Origin of the sequence: Paenibacillus sp. 79R4 (assembly GCF_013393165.1) — a bacterium.
Lineage (GTDB): Bacteria > Bacillota > Bacilli > Paenibacillales > Paenibacillaceae > Fontibacillus.
Genome location: NZ_QJOT01000004.1, coordinates 260,091 through 275,973, shown reverse-complemented (window position 1 = coordinate 275,973; position 15,883 = coordinate 260,091). Strand labels below are relative to the sequence as shown.

Genomic DNA, 15,883 nt, shown 5'->3' with positions numbered 1-15,883 from the left:
ATGTATAACATCCTGGTGCTGAACGGGCCTAACCTGAATATGCTTGGTGTTCGTGAGCCTGGAATCTACGGCTCCGAAAGTTTAAGCGATATCGAGGTCAAGCTGAGTAAGCTGGCAGAAACCGAGGGGTTGTCCCTCACGTTCTTTCAATCGAATCATGAGGGTGAACTCATCGATAAGATTCATGCGGCTTACGGGTCATGCGACGGCATTTTGATTAACCCGGGGGCGCTTACCCACTACAGTTACGCGCTGCATGATGCGCTGACTACGGTGAAGCTTCCGGTGGTTGAAGTGCATTTATCCAACATTCATGCACGTGAAGCCTTTCGCCATCATTCTGTCATTGCGCCGATAGCCATTGGACAGATTTCCGGCTTTGGATCGTTCGGATATGAGATGGGCCTGTTGGCATTGAAACGTCATCTGAGCAAGTAATGAATGCAGGATGCGCATGGATTTGCAAGAGAAAGCTGATATTAAGGAGAGTTAATTATGGTGAGCACACGTGTTACTCGGCTCCGCGAAGCGATGGCCAGCCATCAAGTGGAAGCCGTTTTAGTTACCGGTGATGTGAACCGCCGCTATTTGACGGGCTTTACCGGAACTTCTGGTTATGTCCTGGTTACGCAGCAGAAGGCTTACTTGCTGACGGATTTCCGCTACACTACGCAGGCCGCAGAGCAGGCCAAAGGGTTCGAAATCGTGAAGCATGCCCCGGTCGTTACGGATACGGTCAAGGAACTGCTTGCGACAGAGCGGATCAACCGGCTTGGATTCGAGGAGGACAATGTTGTCTTCTCGACCTACCGCAGCTATGAGAGCGGACTTGCGCCTTGCGAGCTGGTTCCTGTCAAGGGATTGGTTGAAGGTTTGCGGACGTTCAAAGATGAAGGTGAACTGGCGATTATGAAGCAGGCAGCCGATTTGGCTGATCGCACCTTCCTGCATATGCTGGATGTAATCAAGCCAGGGGTTACCGAGCAGGACATGGCGCTTGAGATGGAAATGTTCATGCGCAAGAATGGAGCGACTTCAAGCTCATTTGATACGATCGTTGCCTCCGGAGTGCGGTCGTCTCTACCTCATGGCGTTGCCAGCGGCAAGGTTATTGAGAGTGGAGATCTGGTTACTTTGGATTTCGGGGCGCTGCTGGGTGGATATTGCTCGGATATTACCCGCACGGTGATGGTGGGTACGCCGGATGCCAAACAACGTGAAATATATGACATTGTTCTTGAAGCTCAGCTGCATACGCTTGAGCATCTGCGTCCCGGTATGACCGGACGCGAAGCGGACGCTCTTGCCCGCGATATCATCACTCGCTATGGCTATGGTGAACAATTCGGGCACAGTACAGGGCATGGACTTGGGATGGAGGTTCACGAAGCCCCTAACCTGTCCATGAGAAGCGATACCGTTCTGCAGCCAGGTATGGTTGTGACGGTTGAACCGGGAATATATATTCCGGGATTCGGCGGAGTACGGATTGAAGATGACGTCGTCATGACGGAGAAGGGCAACCGTCGTTTGACGGAATCGAGCAAAGACTTTACGATTATTTCGTAGATTAATTCTTTAAGCTATTTGAGGAGGTTCTTTTAGTGATTTCAGTTAACGATTTTAAAACAGGCTTGACCGTCGAGGTTGACGGCGATATTTATACGGTGCTTGATTTCCAGCACGTTAAACCTGGTAAGGGCGCAGCATTCGTTCGCTCTAAATTGAAAAACCTCCGCAACGGAAACACCGTGGAAAAAACATTCCGTGCCGGTGAGACGATTGGACGAGCTTTGATCGAAAACCGCGATGTGCAATATTTGTATGCTAGCGGTCAAGATCATGTATTTATGGATAACGAGACTTACGATCAATTCAGTTTGTCTGAAGAGCAATTGAAATGGGAACTCAACTTCCTGAAAGAGAATATGAACGTGAAGATTGTCAGCTATCAAGGTGAGATTCTTGGGATTAACCTGCCGAACAGCGTCGAGCTGAAAGTCGTTGAGACGGAGCCTGGCATCAAAGGAAATACGGCGACCGGCGCAACCAAGAATGCGAAGGTTGAGACTGGCCTGAACGTTCAAGTGCCTTTGTTCATCAATGAAGACGACGTACTGCTCATCGATACTCGCGAAGGCAAATATATTTCCCGCGCGTAGTTTTCTGGCGTCAAGAACGGCGAAATGCTGTGGAACGATAATTTATCTCTCCATCTATTATTAGGTGGAGAGTTTTTTGTGCATATACGGATGTAAATGCAACCTTTGAATAGGAAATTCTTAAATATCTCTACAAAAAGCATTGACTTCATTCGGGTTTTCCGTATTATACTGTTTTAAAGCATTACTGAAGCAATAGAAACTAAAATGTAATGAGACAACGAAGCAAAAGAGTGTTGGATATCAGGGAGGGAGTTAGTTTGGCAGTATATGTTATGAAGTTCGGGGGCAGCTCGGTAGGAGATGCTGAGCGCATGAAACGTGTCGCCCGGCGGATTATTGAGAAGCAGGACGAAGGCCATCAGGTGATGGTTGTCGTATCGGCTATGGGAGATACAACCGATGATTTGATTGATCAAGCGAATATGCTTAGCGATAATCCGCCACAACGTGAGATGGATATGCTGCTGACGACAGGGGAACAAATATCGATCGCTTTGTTGTCGATCGCGATCCATGAGCTGGGCCGTAAGGCGGTATCCTTTACGGGGTGGCAAGCCGGATTCCGCACAGAAGCGGAGCATGGCAGAGCGCGTATTACGGATATTCGACCTGAACGTGTGCAGCGGGCTCTGAACGAGGGCAATATTGTCATCGTTGCCGGTTTCCAAGGGATGACCGAAGAGGGAGAGATTACGACCTTTGGACGCGGCGGTTCCGACACTACGGCAGTGGCGCTGGCTGCAGCGACAGCTGCAGATTATTGTGAAATATATACGGATGTGGATGGAATTTATTCGACAGATCCGAGAATCGTAAAAAATGCTCGCAAGTTAAAAGAAATCTCGTATGACGAGATGCTGGAGCTGGCCAATCTAGGCGCAGCCGTATTGCATCCGCGCGCTGTTGAATACGCCAAGCAGTTCCAGGTTCGTCTCGTCGTTCGTTCGAGCTTTAATCATAATGAAGGCACAGTCGTGAAGGAGGAAGCTACAATGGAACAAGGTGTAGTGGTGAGCGGAATTGCTTATGATAAAAATGTAGCAAGAATCAGTATTTTGGGAGTCTCCCATGTTCCAGGAGTGCTTGCTAAGGTATTTGGCTCTCTGGCCGATGCGAAGATTAACGTAGATATTATCGTACAGAGCGGCGTAGAAGACGGCAAAGCCGATTTCTCCTTTACAGTTGGCCTGGATGACCGTGAGAATGCCCTGAAAGTACTAAGTACGATTCGATCGGAAATTCCTTACGATGACGTTACTTCGGAAGACGGGCTGGTCAAAATTTCAATCGTAGGAGCCGGTATGGTTAGCCACCCGGGTGTTGCTGCTGAAATGTTCGAAGTCATCTCGCAGCAGGGTGTGAACATCAAGATGGTCAGCACCTCGGAGATCAAGGTATCCTGTGTGATCGAAGGCACGAAGCTGAATGAAGTGATTAAGGCCCTTCATACCGCTTACGGCTTGGATACGGAGAGTCAGGTATTCGTCGGAGGTCCGCAAGATCGCCGCTAGGCTCTGATAGAAGCGATTCAATATAATAAGACGAGAAATGAAGTAGAAGTCGTATGACCGAGTGATCGGTTATACGGCTTCTTTCTTTTTGAACAACCTCTAATAAAAGAAGATATTTGGGCATATGGATAAGAGAGTGCGATGGGACGAGAGGAGGTTCATATGCTTGATAAATTTGTAACCAGTATGTCGTTGATCCGGATTCTATCAGGAACGATCGAAATTATGGCAGCTTTGCTTATGCTAAGGCTAGGGCGCGTTGATAAGGCGCTGGCCGTCAACTCGGCCCTGGCTCTTGTTGGGCCAACCGTGCTGATTGTAACGACTTCCATTGGGCTCGCAGGAATGGCGGATAAGCTGTCATGGGGCAAAATGCTATGGATTGCTATAGGTGTTGGTTGTCTCTTAATCGGTATTTTAAAAAAATGATAGATTCCCCGTCATAATCATCGAGTACAAGCATACACATGAGATATGAATATTCTTCACTAGAAGCAAAGCTAGTTCTAGAGAAAATACTAAAAGCGCATGTTTAAAAAAGAAGAGCAGGCTTTGGGGGTACGAGAATGAACCCGAATTGGTTGATGGTATTTCCCGACAAACTCCGACATCTGCTGCTTAAGCTGCCTCCCTCGATCTTTGCAAAATTGGAGGAGATTCGCATTCGCGAGGGGCGCCCGCTGGAAGTCAACACGGGGGGGCGATTCTACTTCCTTACGGCGGAAGGTGGAATGACCCGGGATGCCGGCGCTGCATTCAGAACAGACAAGCAGGATAGCAAGCACCTGCTCGATCTAATTACCAACCACTCGATGTATACGATGGAAGAGGAACTGCGGCGTGGATTTATCACGATTGCAGGCGGTCATCGAATCGGACTTGCAGGGAGGACAGTGCTTAGCGGCGGCAAGGTGGAGTATATCCGCGATATTAGCGGATTTAACATCCGGATTGCCCGTGAGGTGTGCGGAGCTGCCGATCCGGTATTACCTCAGCTGCTGGATTTCAAGCAGAACAGCGTGCTCCATACTCTGATTCTGTCGCCACCCCAGCACGGGAAGACAACTTTGATCCGCGATCTTGCCAGACAAATTAGCAGCGGAACCTGGGGCCATCCGGAGGCGAGGTGGCCGGGATTAAAGGTGGCGATCGTCGATGAGCGATCGGAGATTGCCGGCAGCATGAACGGTGTTCCAAGTTATGATGTGGGACCACGTACCGATGTGATGGACGGATGTCCGAAGGCGGAAGGAATGATGATGATGATACGCTCCATGTCGCCAGAGGTGATGGTGGTTGATGAAATCGGCAGGCCGGAGGATGCTGAGGCTTTGGCGGAGGCGCTGCACGCAGGAGTTCGCGTGATAGCTACCGCGCACGGGTCGGGCATGGATGACCTGAACTCTCGACCAGCGCTCTCCAGGCTGCTTCAATCAGGTTTCTTCCAAATGTATGTGGTCTTGAGGCGCAGCGATCAAGGCTTGTCATTTCGGCTCTGGGATGGCAAGCGAAGAGGGGTTCCGCTCTATAATCCGGGAATGAAAGGCAGGGAAGCGGATGCTTAAGATGCTGGGAGCTGTACTTGTCATAGCCGCTACAACGCTGGCCGGATGGGTGCAGGCAAGGCAATACGCCAACCGTCCACAGCAGATCAGGCGCCTAATTCTCGCGCTTAAACGGTTGGAGACCGAGATCATGTATGGTTTCACGCCGCTGCCGGAAGCACTTATCAGAATTGGCGAGCAGAGCGGTGGAGCCGTCGGAGCCGTCTTCCTCAGGGCGGCGCAGAATATGAAGCCGCCGGATAACAGTACAGCGCAGGAAGCGCTGCAGCTCGCGATCGATGCAGGCTGGAAGTCGACAGCCATGAAGACGGCAGAGCAGGAGATTATGAGGCAGTTCAGTTATACGCTCGGGACAAGCGATCGTAAGGACCAGCTTGGACATATCGCCACAGCGGTCCGTCAGTTGGAAAGCGAGGAGCATGAGGCGCGTGAAGAGCAGAGCCGCTACGAGAAGATGTTCAGAAGCTTGGGACTGCTGTTCGGGGCATTTATCGTCATTGTGATGTATTGAGATCAAGTCTCCTTGTCCAATTGTCACCGGTGAAACTAATTGTGAGGTGCCATATCAATGAACATAGAAGTGAACGCAATCTTTCAAATTGCAGGCATCGGAATCATTATCGCCATGATCCATACGGTACTGAAGCAGATGGGGAAAGAAGACATGGCCCATTGGGTGACGTTGATCGGATTTGTTGTCGTGCTGTTCATGGTCATCCGCCTGCTAGACAATTTGTTCCAGGAGATCAAATCGATCTTCTTGTTCCAGTAGGTGAGCGGCTGTGGAAATGATTCAGATTGTAGGAATCGGGTTATTAGCAACAGTGCTGATCCTCGTTATAAAAGAACAAAAACCGATGTTTGCCTTCCTGATCGGAGCAAGCACGGGTATATATATCTTCTTGTATCTGATTGGCAAGATTGGCGGAATCATCGATGTATTAGAGGAACTGGCAGCCTCCTCTGGTGTGCAAATGATCTATCTGAAGACGATTCTCAAGATTATAGGCATCGCCTACATCGCTGAGTTTGGAGCACAGATTGTCAGGGATGCCGGCCAGGAGGGGATTGCTTCAAAGATTGAATTGGCGGGCAAAGTCATGATTATGGTCCTGGCCATTCCGATTATCAGCATCATCATCGAGACCGTCATCAAGCTGCTGCCGACATAGCTAAGGTGGGACCTGAGATGAGATCAATACAATTGAGCTTTGCACATAGGACGCTGATCCTGCTCGTCCTGGGCTTTTTAATCCTGTGGCCGATCCGAGTCATGGCAGAAGGGCCAGACAACAGCTGGATTGAACGACAGGCCGAACAATTGCCGACGGATGAAGTGGAATCTTATTGGCAGAAGCTGATGAAGGAGTATGGCGGTTTTTTTCCCGATCAGAAGGTTCCCTCTTTTATGGACATGTTGGTCCAGGAAGATCAGGGATTTTCCTTAAAGACAGGCTTCCTAGGTCTGATGCGATATATGTGGCATGAAGTGCTGTACAACGGACATATCCTGGTCACCATCGTACTTCTGTCGATCTTCAGCATGATACTGGAGACGCTGCAATCCGCATTTGAGCGAAAGCAAGTGAGCAAGGTCGCGTACTCGATCTGCTTCATGGTCATCCTGGTGCTGGCGATCAATAGCTTCCATGTAGCGATTAATTACGCCACGGAGGCGATTACCGGGATGATTGACTTTATGATGGCGATGGTCCCGCTGCTCTTCACCTTACTTGCTTCCATGGGAAATGTGGCAACCGTGTCGGTGACTCATCCGCTTGTTGTATTTATGGTTCATACCGTAGGCACGTTGGTTCATACCGTGGTATTTCCATTATTGTTCTTCTCGGCGGTTTTGCATATCGTCAGCACTTTATCAGACAAGTATAAGCTGACCCAACTTGGCAATTTGCTGCGAACGATCAGCATGAGCTTGCTGGGCATCCTGCTAACCGTATTCCTTGGCGTCATATCGATCAAAGGGATCGCGGGCTCCGTCGTCGATGGCGTAACGCTGCGGACGGCGAAGTACTTAACCGGAAACTTCGTTCCGGTCGTTGGGAAGGTGTTCGCTGATGCCACCGACACCGTGATCTCAGCTTCGCTGCTTGTCAAAAATTCAATCGGTCTGGTTGGGGTAATCATCCTGTTATTCTTATGTGCCTTTCCAGCCATTAAAATATTGGTTCTCGCATTAATCTTCAATCTATCTGCAGCGGTGATGCAGCCGCTTGGAGATGCGCCGATTGTGACTTGTCTCGATACGATCGGCAAGAGCATGATATACGTATTCGCGGCCTTGGCCGCAGTGGGACTGATGTTCTTCCTGGCGATCACAATTATGCTGACTGCGGGAAATGTGACGGTGATGATGAGATGAGGAACTGAGGTAAGGCGGTGAGGCAATATGGACTTCCTGGGGGAGTGGCTGAAGCAAATCATTATTATTGTTCTGTTCGCGGTCTTCATTGACCTGCTCCTGCCGAATCGGGCGATGGAACGTTATGTCCGCTTTGTGGTCAGCCTGTTGATTCTGCTAACGCTAATTGCTCCTGTAGTTCGCATCTTTACACCGGAAGCCAAGCAGAAGTTAGAGATCGCGCTTGCGGATAACCTGAACGATTCAAACAGCAGTAACACGCAGCAGAGTACGCTGGCAATCTTGCGCCAAGGCGAGGAGATGAGACAGAAGCAGGAAGCCGAAGTTCTCCAATGGACGGCGGAGGAGGCAGCCCGACAGATGAAGCAGTCGATAGAACAGGAGACAGGCCATCCCGTTAGCCGCGTTACCGTCAAGCTCGTCAATGAAACTCAGGATTCCCGCAATTCATCTGAGTTCCCTGCCCAGTCGAAGCAATTAGTCTACTCTTTAGTTGAGGTGGTCATGGCTTCGGAGAGTGAAGCAGCAAAGGGGGACGAGGAGGGGCAGTCCGATAAGAAAATTACGGTCCCGCCAGTCCATCAAGTGGAGATCGATGTTGATTTGAAATCCTCATCTTCGACTGATCGATCGGAGAACCCCAATCTGGATGACCAGACGCAGGCCGTTATGGCCGACAAGGAGGGGGCCGTCTCTGAGACTCCTGAAGCGGATCTGAAGAAGAGCGGTTCTGGACTGGAAAAACAGATCGAAGACCTGCTAGGCGAGAGGTGGGGGGTCCCTCGCGAATCAGTGACGGTAATGACGCAATAATGAACATTTATTTGTGGAGGTGAAGTGATGCCTGGATGGTTGAAGAAGCTGGAGCAATGGATCGGCAAAGGAGAAGACGGCAAAAGAGCGCAATCCTTCCGCCTCGTATTAATTCTCGGCCTTGTCGGTCTGGCGCTAATGATCATATATTCCTTTGTCAACGTGAAGCAGATTGATTCCGGCGGGGATGGGAGAGAGCCACCGGTGATGCAGAATGTCTCGGCTCCGGCTACACCGGGAGCAGAAGGGGAGGGGCCTTTTGCCGAGATCGAATATTCTCTGGAGAGCAAGACCAAAGAGATATTGGAAAAAATCGTTGGGGTGGGCGCCGTTGATGTGATGGTCACTGTGGACTCTACAGAAGAGGTTGTTGTACAGCGCAATATGAAGGATACACAGGAATTAACGGATGAGACGGATAAGGACGGCGGCAAACGCCATGTTACGCAATATACTCGTGACGGTCAGATCGTCACTTACGAATCCTCCGGCAATGAACAGCCGATTATTACGAAGAAAATCAAGCCCAAGGTTCGCGGTGTCCTGGTCGTAGCGAAGGGGGCCGAGAACAAGACGGTCAAAGGATTAATTGTAGATGCTGTGGAGAAAGGACTGAATGTTCCGGCCTACCGGATATCGGTCGTACCCCGCAAGCAATCACAATAGAAAAGGTATTCAAAAAGGCCACTTTTGATCGGAAAACCAATTGAAGCTGTTCATGGATGAGCAACCGCGACTCAAAAGCAGGTTTCCTTGCAACGCACGCTGCGCTTCTCAGACTATAGCTTTTATCGAACCTTCTGGTTACTGAAAATTGACCTTTTTGAACCTGATTGCAATGAGGAAATTTTAGAAAGTCTGGTTTTGATTATGAAGTTATTCAGGAAGTGAATTCAACATCAAATCTTGAAACACTCACTTTTAAAAATGATTAGGAGGAATTACACAATGAAATCGAAAAGACAGACAATTTGGCTCGTATCTATGCTCAGCTTGATGGTAATCTTGTCAGCTTATTATTTGTTCACAGAGGATAGCTCGACCAAAGGGAAGAGCACCGATGGCCAGGTAGCCACGATGGATCAGAATGGAGGGGCCTTAAATGGTCTTGATACTTTAAATAGTCAGGATGACATGGTTATCAATGAAGTAGAGGCAGGGCAAGCACAGGATGATAGCCTGGCTACTGATGACAATGCTGCAGGAGTGAGTGCTGATGAAGGAACCAAGGGCGGGGCTGCTGATGATGGCAAAGAACCGGCCGGGCAAGGCAAGGATAACCAAGGCAAGGATGACAAAAACAAACAGCCGGACAACGCGGGCGATAAATCGACGAAAGACAGCTCGGCCACGGAAAATACAAACGATGAAGATGTTTTGAAGCAGTTGGAGTCGCAAGGTATTTCAGGTTTGGATAATTTGACAGCCTACCAAGCAGAGCGTTCCAATAACAACAATAAGAAGTACGACGAACTGATGAAAACCATGAGTGATGAATCCAAGACCTTGGAAGAAGCAGCAATGGCTCAAAAAGAATTAAGCGCCCTGGAAGAGAAAGAAGATAAAATTTATGATATTGAAGAGAAGCTTCAGCAGCAATATTCCAATGCGATTGTTAAAGAGAATGGAGATAATTACCAGGTGCTTGTAGTCAGCGAGAAGCTCGAAGCCAAAGATGCTGTCAGTATTATGGACCTGGTCATTAAGGAATTGGGCGTATCCCAGGATAAGGTCAGCGTCCAATATGTGACCCAATAAGGGAATTGTAACCGCTAGAAATCGACTTTTTGAACCGGCATAATAAATGAAAATACGTCAAAATAGCTGAAATTACGGGAAATAATCTGGAGAGTCCAACAAAGCTTGGACTCTTTCCATTTTGATTGATTGTGATATAATACATAAAGTTATAATGCTGAATAAGGCCAAGGCTTTGCGAAGCTGAAGGAGTGATCATGAAGATGATGTTTAATTTGGATGAAATCAAAGAGTTAATTGAATTGGTGGACAAGACGTCCGTACATGAATTAGAGCTTGAGAATGAGGGCTCCAGACTTTGTATCCGTAAACCGGGCAAGACTGAAGTGGTGCATGTTCAGCCATCAGTTGAATCTGCCGTGGTTCAATCTGTAGGACCTATGTCTATTAGCGCTGCTGCAGGGATACCAGCTGCTGCCGAGCCTGCGCCTGCACGTCCAACCGAACAGGATTCGAACCTACATACCATTGTATCGCCTATGGTAGGGACGTTCTATCGCGCTTCATCTCCGGATGCCAATTCTTTTGTTAATGTTGGCGATCGGGTTGGAGAGAAGACAGTCGTCTGTATTATCGAAGCGATGAAGCTGATGAACGAGCTGGAGGCCGAAGTCAAAGGACAGATCACCGAAGTATTAGTCGAGAACGGCCAATTGGTGGAATATGGACAGCCTCTCTTTTTGGTGAAGCCTGAGTAATCGCGGCTGTATCATCTAGCTTTTCCAAGGAGGATGGAAGACTGTGAAATTTAACAAAATATTAATAGCTAACCGCGGTGAAATCGCGGTTCGAATTATTCGCGCCTGCCGCGAATTAGGAATCTCAACAGTTGCCGTATACTCTGAGGCAGACAAGGATTCTCTGCATGTACGCATGGCGGATGAAGCTTACTGCATCGGGCCAACGGCTTCGAAAGACAGTTATTTGAATCTAACGAATCTGATGAGCGTTGCAACGCTTACTGAATGCGACGCCATTCACCCGGGCTATGGGTTCCTGGCGGAGAATGCGGATTTCGCCGAGATCTGCAGCTCATGCAATTTGTCCTTTATCGGTCCTTCTCCCGAAGCGATCACGAAGATGGGCGATAAATCGGTGGCTAAGCAGACGATGAAGCTCGCTAACGTACCGGTTATTCCAGGCTCGGAAGGTCTGATCGAGGACGTGGAAGAAGCCGTTATGATCGCTCGCGATATCGGTTATCCGGTCATCATTAAAGCAACCGCCGGAGGCGGCGGCAAAGGGATTCGCATTGCCGAGGATGAATCGTCCCTGATCCAGCAGATTACGACAGCACAGCAGGAAGCGGAGAAGGCGTTTGGTAATGCGGGTGTGTACCTTGAGAAATATTTGACGGGCATGAAGCATGTCGAGATACAGATCATGGCTGACAAGCATGGCCATGCTGTGTATCTAGGGGGGCGTGACTGTTCGGTACAGCGCCGTCGCCAGAAGCTGGTCGAGGAAGCGCCTTGTCCGGTATTGTCCCCTGAGAAGCGTCAAGAAATGGGAGAGGCCGCGGTAAGAGCGGCGCTTGCTGTAGACTATTCCGGGGCAGGTACTCTGGAATTTCTGCTTGGTCCGGATGGACAGTTCTATTTCATGGAAATGAATACGCGAATTCAGGTTGAGCATCCTGTGACGGAAATGATCACGGGCGTCGATTTGATCCAGGAAATGATCTCTGTGGCAGAGGGGAATCCGCTCTCCTTTACCCAGGAGGATATCCAATTGAATGGCTGGGCGATGGAATGTCGGATTAATGCCGAGGACCCTTCGCGTAATTTCATGCCATCTCCGGGCAAGATCGGCTTCTATCTTCCTCCGGGTGGTCCTGGAGTACGGGTTGATAGCGCTGCTTATCCCGGCTATATGATCTCACCGTATTATGACTCCATGATCGCCAAGCTGATCGTCTGGGCTCCTACTCGTGAGGAAGCCATAGCCAAGATGAAGCGGGCGCTGTCCGAGTTTGTGATTGAGGGAATTCATACAACGATTCCGTTCCATCAGAAGCTTCTTGAACATCCGGTCTTTATTCGTGGTGACTTCGATATCAAATTCCTTGAAGAACACGAGGTTTAAGGTTGGACGGCTAGTTTGTCATAATGTGCTTGAAATGATATAGTATGTATAATAAGTGCGCGGTTTCTAAGACTTGGAACATAGCGTAAGACTTATTGAGAGGTGGATGAATAGAATGAGTGCATTGCCTACGGAGTTCGAACGGACTGAGATTGGCGAGATTCAGATTGCACCAGAGGTCCTTGAAGTGATTGCGGGACTTGCTACAGTGGAAGTAAAGGGCGTTGCCGGTATGAGCGGTGGATTCGCTGGAGGCATTGCTGAATTGCTTGGCAAGAAAAATTTATCCAAAGGCGTTAAGGTGGAAGTAGGCCAGCGTGAAGCGGCCGTTGACGTATCCGTGATTGTGGAATATGGCAACCGCCTGCCAGAGGTAGCTACCGAAATTCAACGCAATGTGAAGCGTTCGATCGAGACGATGACGGGTTTGACCGTAATCGAAGTAAATGTACAGATTCACGACGTTATTTTCAAGGCTGCCGAGAAGATTGAAGAAGTGGAACCTAGCCATAGGGTGAAATAATATGAAGTAACAAACCCCCGACCGTATGCGTCAGGGGTTTACTATAATTTTTGTATAAGAGAGAGCTCATCGAGCAGGTTTATTGACTCTCTCTATAAAACCTTAGTACTACCACCCGTGAAGGAGGCTATCCCTGTCGTGGCCAAAATTTTGGACAGAATCCTATTACTCATATACAGTTTATGTGTTGGAGTATTATCAATTCTAGCTATTCTACTAATGACGGGCTCGTACACGCTAACGCTTAATAAAGAGCAGGGGCACACCCTGTTGATCTCTTCGATCGTAGCGGCTTCCGTGCTGATCTTGCTTAGCATCCGTTTCTTCTACATCTCCGTTCGTCGCGAGCGCCATACGCAGTCCTCAATCGATCAGCGCACGGATTATGGTGACATCCAGATTTCCGTCGACACGATCGAGAACTTGTCCTACAAGGCGGCATCCCGAGTTCGTGGAGTGAAAGAGGTTAAGACAAGAATTAAGATTACTGAATCGGGTCTGGAGATCATGATTCGGGCTGTCGTTGACGGCGAATCATCGATTCCTGCAATGACCGAGGAAGTACAGAAGCAAGTCCACGATCACGTGGAGGAGATCACGGGTATCCCGGTAGCCTATGTTTCAGTATATATAGCTAACCTCGTCCATTCGCCTGTCATTAAAAGTCGGGTTGAATAGGAGGAGTGGCCGTGTTCTGGAAGCAATTATGGGAGAGTCATAAAGGAAGACTGTTAGGTGTAGCTTCGGCTATATTCCTGTGCCCGATCTATCTGTTTTTCGGATTTTGGAATATGATGTTCTGTGCCCTCCTGCTGTTTGTGGGTTATACGGTAGGCAAGAACAGAGATCTGGATCAAGGTCCGCTCGTTCCGTGGAAAGAGCTGAGAGAATGGCTGGCTACGCGCTGGCGCCCTTTTAAATGATTCCTGTGATATGTTTTCTCCGGAAAAGAGTTTGGTTTGTTATTTTTGTGGAGAAAACATGTTACAGGTTTTTTTTGTTTGAATGCAAGGATTATAAGAAATATAATGAGAATCGGTCGTATTTTAGTTCATAATAGATATATGGATCTGTAGCGATATGAGGCTGAACGGCTTAAGCAAGGGCCCGGGCCATTAATCAAGGAGGAAATACATGAAACGGCGGTTAGCAAGAGAAATAGCAGTACAAAGTCTGTATCATATGGAAATGAACGAGGTTGAGGCTCAGGAGGCGGTGCGGATGTTGATCGCTGAGGCTACCGGAGAGAACGAAAGTGAAGTAGAAATCAAGAATGTTGATCAGGCTGAGGAGTTCGTACTGGAGCTGGTGAATGGTACGTGGAGCCGCAAAGAAGAGATCGACCGCGTTCTGTCGGACTATTTGAAGGGCTGGCAAATCAGCCGTCTGTCCAAGGTAGATCGTCAAGTGCTCCGTCTTGCTGTTTATGAGATGGTGTACCGCGAAGATGTGCCGGGCAAAGTAGCTGTGAACGAAGCGATTGAGGTAGCCAAGCATTTTGGTACCGGCGAATCCGGCAAGTTTGTTAATGGCGTACTCGGCAAGATGGTCCATGAAATCGATCAGGTCAAAGAGAAAATGTCGTAATCAGGGCGACAGCCATAGCGATGTCATGTATCTTTGGAAAATAGGATGGCCCAGTCTAGCGCACTTTTGATGCAGTTTTCAAAACGCTTTTTGGACAACTTTAAATGCGTGAATCAAAGCTGGCTTTCAGTACCGAAGCTTAGAGTTCCGATGTGAGTTTTAAGAAACTTCATTTGAATGAAGTTAGGAATTGAGGAGCAGGGTCACACGTTTTGGGGAACACGACCTCGGAAGCTTGTGTTTGCAATGAGTGCCTGGGAAGTTTCGTAGGAACAAGAGTCCGTAAGCATCTGCCTGGCCGGCTGAATTCAAGATTCGATGGGAATAGCTTTCTGTGTTATTTCCTGTTAGATATAGAAATGTATTCGTTATTAAGGCTTTGATTGAAAGGCTATATCGCGAAAAAACCAACAATTGGATCGAGCTCGCTCATCCTTGAATGATCTCGATCGGTTTTCTTATCGCAAGCGGACTTATTGAGCAATTTCATGGGAAAAGGGGATAGATGAATGACAGCACCTATTATTAGCGGTAAACAAGTGTCTGAGGAAATTCGTGCGGGATTGCGCGCGGAGGTAGAGGCTCTGGTGAAGCAAGGACTGACGCCAGGTCTGGCCGTAGTTCTTGTTGGTGAAGACCCGGCATCACAAGTGTATGTCCGCAATAAAGAGAAGGCGTGCCATGATCTGGGCTATTACTCTGAGGTTCATCGCCTGTCTGCTTCTACTTCCCAGGAAGAACTGTTAGCGCTCGTCGATCGGTTGAACCGGCAAGCGAATATTCACGGGATTCTCGTGCAGCTGCCGCTTCCGCGGCACATCGACGAGAAGTCAGTGATCGATGCGATTGCTGTGGAGAAGGATGTGGATGGCTTCCACCCGGTTAATGTCGGCAATCTCGTCATCGGCGATGATAGTTTGCTTCCTTGCACGCCTGCTGGCGTCATCGAGCTGATCAAGCGCACCGGGATCGAGATGTCAGGCAAGCATGCGGTAGTCATCGGACGCAGCAATATTGTCGGGAAACCGGTATCCTTGCTGCTGCAGCGTGAGAATGCCACTGTGACAATGTGTCATTCGCGCACCACGAATATGAAGGAACTGACGAAACAGGCTGATATCCTCGTTGTAGCGATCGGCAAAGCAAACTTCGTGGATGCCTCTTATGTCAAACCAGGTGCAGTTGTCATTGACGTAGGTATGAACCGCCTCGATAACGGCAAGCTGGCTGGAGATGTAGATTTCGAAAGCGTGAAGGAAGTTTCCGGTCCAATTACTCCGGTTCCCGGCGGAGTTGGCCCAATGACGATCACGATGTTGATGAACAATACCCTAATTGCCGCCAAGCGGTTAGGCGGTTTGGCTTAGTAACGGCATGAAGAGCTGCCGTTGGGTTGGTAAGGATGTAGTGTCGGCATGAAGCGCGGCGTCTGAGTAGTACTATGCAGTGCTGGCATGGAGTGCCGCTATGGCGTAGTGCTATGGAGTAGTGCTATG

General features: G+C 48.9%; 20 protein-coding genes. All 20 read left to right on the top strand.

Annotated features, from left to right (window positions below; genetic code table 11):
* Window positions 1–438, top strand: coding sequence for a type II 3-dehydroquinate dehydratase (aroQ, locus tag DMN77_RS07275; RefSeq protein WP_068781856.1), 438 nt, complete (start codon window positions 1–3; stop codon window positions 436–438).
* 57 nt (window positions 439–495) lie between these two features.
* The gene (locus DMN77_RS07270; protein WP_068781855.1) at window positions 496–1,569 is read left to right on the top strand and encodes a M24 family metallopeptidase; all 1,074 of its coding nucleotides are present in this window, start codon (window positions 496–498) and stop codon (window positions 1,567–1,569) included.
* Between the two features lie 35 nt (window positions 1,570–1,604).
* The gene (gene efp, locus DMN77_RS07265; protein WP_068781854.1) at window positions 1,605–2,162 is read left to right on the top strand and encodes an elongation factor P; all 558 of its coding nucleotides are present in this window, start codon (window positions 1,605–1,607) and stop codon (window positions 2,160–2,162) included.
* Window positions 2,163–2,422: 260 nt separating this feature from the next.
* Complete coding sequence (locus DMN77_RS07260) at window positions 2,423–3,676, top strand: aspartate kinase (protein ID WP_179014181.1); 1,254 nt, start codon at window positions 2,423–2,425, stop codon at window positions 3,674–3,676.
* Window positions 3,677–3,838: 162 nt separating this feature from the next.
* Window positions 3,839–4,105 carry a YqhV family protein gene (locus DMN77_RS07255; RefSeq protein ID WP_068781852.1) on the top strand — a complete coding sequence of 89 codons (267 nt, stop codon included), beginning with the start codon at window positions 3,839–3,841 and terminating at the stop codon, window positions 4,103–4,105.
* A 137-nt stretch (window positions 4,106–4,242) separates the two neighbouring features.
* Window positions 4,243–5,241, top strand: coding sequence for a stage III sporulation protein AA (spoIIIAA, locus tag DMN77_RS07250; RefSeq protein WP_179014179.1), 999 nt, complete (start codon window positions 4,243–4,245; stop codon window positions 5,239–5,241).
* Window positions 5,234–5,752: a stage III sporulation protein SpoIIIAB gene (gene spoIIIAB, locus DMN77_RS07245; protein ID WP_068781850.1), complete on the top strand. Its 519-nt coding sequence runs from the start codon at window positions 5,234–5,236 to the stop codon at window positions 5,750–5,752. Before spoIIIAA ends, spoIIIAB begins: the two co-directional genes overlap by 8 nt.
* Before the next feature lie 57 nt (window positions 5,753–5,809).
* Window positions 5,810–6,013: a stage III sporulation protein AC gene (spoIIIAC, locus tag DMN77_RS07240; RefSeq protein ID WP_036621734.1), complete on the top strand. Its 204-nt coding sequence runs from the start codon at window positions 5,810–5,812 to the stop codon at window positions 6,011–6,013.
* 10 nt (window positions 6,014–6,023) lie between these two features.
* A complete protein-coding gene (gene spoIIIAD, locus DMN77_RS07235) occupies window positions 6,024–6,413 on the top strand; it encodes a stage III sporulation protein AD (protein ID WP_068781849.1) in 390 nt (129 codons plus the stop codon).
* 17 nt (window positions 6,414–6,430) lie between these two features.
* Window positions 6,431–7,621 (top strand): stage III sporulation protein AE, encoded by a 1,191-nt coding sequence (spoIIIAE, locus tag DMN77_RS07230; RefSeq protein WP_068781848.1) that lies wholly within the window; start codon window positions 6,431–6,433, stop codon window positions 7,619–7,621.
* 27 nt (window positions 7,622–7,648) lie between these two features.
* On the top strand, window positions 7,649–8,434 hold the full coding sequence (gene spoIIIAF, locus DMN77_RS07225; protein WP_068781847.1) for a stage III sporulation protein AF: 786 nt from the start codon (window positions 7,649–7,651) through the stop codon (window positions 8,432–8,434).
* A gap of 27 nt (window positions 8,435–8,461) precedes the next feature.
* The gene (gene spoIIIAG / locus DMN77_RS07220) at window positions 8,462–9,100 is read left to right on the top strand and encodes a stage III sporulation protein AG (protein WP_179014177.1); all 639 of its coding nucleotides are present in this window, start codon (window positions 8,462–8,464) and stop codon (window positions 9,098–9,100) included.
* A gap of 282 nt (window positions 9,101–9,382) precedes the next feature.
* Complete coding sequence (locus tag DMN77_RS07215; protein WP_179014176.1) at window positions 9,383–10,192, top strand: SpoIIIAH-like family protein; 810 nt, start codon at window positions 9,383–9,385, stop codon at window positions 10,190–10,192.
* 206 nt (window positions 10,193–10,398) lie between these two features.
* Window positions 10,399–10,890: an acetyl-CoA carboxylase biotin carboxyl carrier protein gene (gene accB, locus DMN77_RS07210; protein WP_068781900.1), complete on the top strand. Its 492-nt coding sequence runs from the start codon at window positions 10,399–10,401 to the stop codon at window positions 10,888–10,890.
* 43 nt (window positions 10,891–10,933) lie between these two features.
* Complete coding sequence (gene accC, locus DMN77_RS07205; RefSeq protein WP_179014174.1) at window positions 10,934–12,277, top strand: acetyl-CoA carboxylase biotin carboxylase subunit; 1,344 nt, start codon at window positions 10,934–10,936, stop codon at window positions 12,275–12,277.
* Between the two features lie 115 nt (window positions 12,278–12,392).
* Window positions 12,393–12,800, top strand: coding sequence for an Asp23/Gls24 family envelope stress response protein (locus tag DMN77_RS07200; protein WP_068781843.1), 408 nt, complete (start codon window positions 12,393–12,395; stop codon window positions 12,798–12,800).
* Window positions 12,801–12,938: 138 nt separating this feature from the next.
* Window positions 12,939–13,478 carry an alkaline shock response membrane anchor protein AmaP gene (gene amaP / locus DMN77_RS07195; RefSeq protein WP_068781842.1) on the top strand — a complete coding sequence of 180 codons (540 nt, stop codon included), beginning with the start codon at window positions 12,939–12,941 and terminating at the stop codon, window positions 13,476–13,478.
* Window positions 13,479–13,489: 11 nt separating this feature from the next.
* Window positions 13,490–13,723 carry a DUF2273 domain-containing protein gene (locus DMN77_RS07190; RefSeq protein ID WP_068781841.1) on the top strand — a complete coding sequence of 78 codons (234 nt, stop codon included), beginning with the start codon at window positions 13,490–13,492 and terminating at the stop codon, window positions 13,721–13,723.
* 211 nt (window positions 13,724–13,934) lie between these two features.
* Window positions 13,935–14,387: a transcription antitermination factor NusB gene (nusB, locus tag DMN77_RS07185; protein WP_068781840.1), complete on the top strand. Its 453-nt coding sequence runs from the start codon at window positions 13,935–13,937 to the stop codon at window positions 14,385–14,387.
* A gap of 509 nt (window positions 14,388–14,896) precedes the next feature.
* Window positions 14,897–15,754: a bifunctional methylenetetrahydrofolate dehydrogenase/methenyltetrahydrofolate cyclohydrolase FolD gene (gene folD / locus DMN77_RS07180; protein WP_179014173.1), complete on the top strand. Its 858-nt coding sequence runs from the start codon at window positions 14,897–14,899 to the stop codon at window positions 15,752–15,754.
* Window positions 15,755–15,883 lie beyond the last annotated feature (129 nt).